Source organism: Allobosea sp. (assembly GCF_036675845.1).
Lineage (GTDB): Bacteria > Pseudomonadota > Alphaproteobacteria > Rhizobiales > Beijerinckiaceae > Allobosea.
In genome coordinates this window covers 1-2,656 of sequence record NZ_JAKFED010000202.1, presented here as the reverse complement: position 1 = coordinate 2,656, position 2,656 = coordinate 1, and the positions used below count along the sequence as shown (strand labels likewise).

The 2,656-nt window shown below is 68.1% G+C and carries 2 protein-coding genes; one reads left to right on the top strand and one right to left on the bottom strand.

What is annotated here, in order from left to right:
* A partial coding sequence (locus V6M56_RS21215; protein WP_332686732.1) for a phospholipase D family protein occupies positions 1 to 1,541 on the bottom strand: 1,541 nt, incomplete at its 3' end.
* A gap of 215 nt (positions 1,542 to 1,756) precedes the next feature.
* Between V6M56_RS21215 and V6M56_RS21210 the strand changes: the two genes are divergently transcribed.
* Complete coding sequence (locus tag V6M56_RS21210; RefSeq protein WP_332686730.1) at positions 1,757 to 2,587, top strand: endonuclease/exonuclease/phosphatase family protein; 831 nt, start codon at positions 1,757 to 1,759, stop codon at positions 2,585 to 2,587.
* Positions 2,588 to 2,656 lie beyond the last annotated feature (69 nt).

Here is a 2,656-nt window from a genome sequence, read left to right as displayed (position 1 = left end):
GATTCGATCGGCAGCAGCCCGATGACCCTTGCCGCCAGGCGCCGCCCCAGGCTCGCCCCCGGTTCCGAGCGCAGCTTGCGGGGGCCGCCTGCGGAGGCGTCGCTCCAGGCGAGGCGGCCGCCCTCGAGCGTGACCTGGAAGCTGCATTCCGGCGCGGTCTGCTGCAGGAAGACCGCGCGCATCTGGTCGACCAGCCGCTCGTCGCTGAAGATCACGCCCATCTCGGTGTTGAGCGAGGCGGAACGCGGATCGAAATTGAAGGAGCCGACGAAACCGGCCTTGCCGTCGACCGTGAAGGCCTTGGTGTGCAGGCTCGCCCCCCGCGAACCGAACAGCGAGGGGCCCTCGCGCACGATCTCCGGCCGCAGCTCATAGAGGATGACGCCGCTCTTGAGCAGGGTCTTGCGGTAATTGGCATAGGCGCCGTGGACGGCGACCACGTCGGTGGCGGCGAGCGAGTTCGTCAGCACCGAGACCTTGATCCCGCGCTGGGCCATGGCTGCGAAAGCCGGCGCGCCCTTCGGGCCCGGAATGAAATAGGGCGAGATGATATTGAGCTCGCTGCGGGCGGCCGACAGCATGGTGAGCAGGCGCTCGGCCAGCCAGCCGGTGCCCTGCGGATCCCAGGCTTTCGCCGGGGGGTCGGATACGACCTCGACCTCGGCGGTCCAGAGCAGCGAGCGGCCGCCCTCGGGCAGCACATGCGCCTCCTTCTGCTCCGAGAGGTTGGAGAGGAAGGGCGCGGCATTGACGAGGCGCCGCAGCGGGCGCCTGGCCTGGCTCGCCAGCTTGCGGCGCAGCTTCGAGCGGCTGAGCGCACTGAGCGGGATCACCGCCGGGCTGTTCCAGAAATCGTCGAAGATACGCTCCGCCTGCGGCACGGCGTCGCCCACCAGCAGGACATCCATGTCGTGGAAATTCGAGGTCCGCGAGGCGTCGAAATAGGCGTCGCCGATATTGCGCCCGCCGATGATCGCGATCCGGCCATCGGCGATCCAGGCCTTGTTGTGCATCCGCCTCGTCGCGCGGAAGGCGCGCAGCACCAGTTCGATGCCACGGCGCAGCGAACTGGAGCGATTGCGGCTCGGGTTGAACAGCCGGACCTCGATATTGGCGTGGCGGTCGAGCCCGAGATAGCCCGAATCGTCGCCGCGGGTGTTGATGTCGTCGATCAGCAGGCGGACGCGCACGCCGCGATCGGCGGCGGCGATCACCTCGCGGGCGAGCAGGCCGCCGGTCAGGTCGTCGAGCCAGTAATAGTATTGCAGGTCGAGGCTGCGTCCGGCATTGCGCGCCGCGAAGGCCCGCACCGCAAAGGCCTGGAGATTATCGGCGAGCAGCAGCAGCCCGCTGAGTTCCGGATGCTCGCGCAGGAGCGGCACGACCGCCCGGTCGAGCGCCGTCTCCTCGTCGGAAACCGGCAGCGCCAGGGTCGGCACGCCGCGCGCGCGCCGGCCGAAGCGGCCATAGGAATAGATCGCGGCAAGCGAGGCCAGGGCCAGTAGCGCCACGCCGATCAGAATGATCTCGAAAATGTGCATTCCCGCCTGCCGTTTTGCTCCTTTCATCATAACGGGCTATCGCGGAAGTCGTTCAATCTTTCGGGGCGGACAGAACCTTTGCCGTGTTTGACGCATTGATCTCCTGCCGCCTTGCTGCGATGCCGGCACGGCAGTTGCTTGCGACCCGGCTGATCGGTGAAACCGCCGCTGAACTATGAATAGAGAACGCGTGCTCCAGGGAGATCGATGACGTCATGCAGGATACGGAGCATCGCGGCCTGGCCCGGATTCGCCGGCTGCGCCCCCTGCGGATATCGACCTGGAGCCGTGACCGGACGGGGCGGGCCCATGCCGGCAAGCCGCCGCGGGATTCGGAGCTGCTTGTCGCCTCGTACAATATCCACAAGGCGGTCGGGCGCGACCGGCGCTTCGACCCCGAGCGCATCGTCGCCGTGATCGACGAGATCGGCGCCGACGTGATCGCGCTGCAGGAGGCCGACCAGCGTTTCGGCGAGCGCGCCGGACTGCTCGACCTCGAGGCGCTCAAGCGGCGCACCGGGCTGATCGCGGCTCCGGTGCAGGGCCGCGGCCATGGCTGGCACGGCAATGTCGTGCTGTTCAGGACGGGCACCGTCACGGCCACGCGCGAGATCGTGCTCCCCGGCGTCGAGCCGCGCGGCGCCCTGATCGTCGACCTGACGATGCCCGCCGGCATCGTCCGCATCATCGCCGTCCATCTCGGCCTGCTGCGCCATTCGCGCTCGCGCCAGGTCGAGGCGCTGATCGCCGCCGCCAAGCCGACCGATGGCAGGCCGGTCTTCCTGATGGGCGATTTCAACGAATGGCGTATCGGCCGTCGCTCGGCCCTGCAGGGGCTCGCCCCGAAATTCGGCCCGCTCCAGGCGGCGATCCCGAGCTTTCCGGCGCGTTTCCCGCTCCTGGCGCTGGACCGGATCGTCGCCTATCCGGCCGATCTGATCGCCAGCGTCGAGCTGCACGATTCGCCGCTTGCGCGCATCGCCTCGGACCATCTGCCGATCAAGGCCGCGGTGCATCTGCTGCCGGAAGATCGTTCGCCGCATTAGGGCGAATTTCGATCTCCGTCTTTCCGGGATCGCCGCTCGAGCGGCGATCCCGGAATCGCGCGTTCTCTA